At 37.6% G+C, this 359-nt stretch carries 1 protein-coding gene; it reads right to left on the bottom strand.

The genetic code is table 11. The features are described 5' to 3' along the window. Positions 1 to 359, bottom strand: a 359-nt coding sequence (locus tag AA089_RS23370; protein WP_046759445.1) for a YceI family protein, incomplete at both ends; no start/stop codon positions are given.

The following is a 359-nucleotide window of genomic DNA, read 5'->3' as shown; positions in this document are numbered from 1 at the left end:
ATCACAATTTTGTCGCCTTCTTTGGAAACCATTGCCGTAGTTTGAACGTCTTTGGCTTTTCCTCTGACTGTGAGTGTTCCTGAAAGTTTGTATTCCTTCGCGGTACTTGACACATCTGACATATTGAAATCTTTTAGTTTTCCTTTGAAAGTTGCTTTCGGAAATTTATCAGAATCCATGTAGTTTTCATTGAAATGCTCTTCCATCAACGCCACTTTGAAGTGAAAGGATTTGATGAATAATAAAGCTGCTATTTCGCCTGAATTCGTGTTTAAGATAACCGTTGTACTGTTGCTTTTGGCTTCTACAGGTTCAAAAGCTTCTACCGATGCTTTAAAATCTGTTTCGCCTGTTTTTGT

The organism is Kordia jejudonensis (genome assembly GCF_001005315.1).
GTDB lineage: Bacteria > Bacteroidota > Bacteroidia > Flavobacteriales > Flavobacteriaceae > Kordia > Kordia jejudonensis.
The sequence above is the reverse complement of the archived record's forward strand: the minus strand, read 5'-3'. Positions and strand labels throughout refer to the sequence as shown.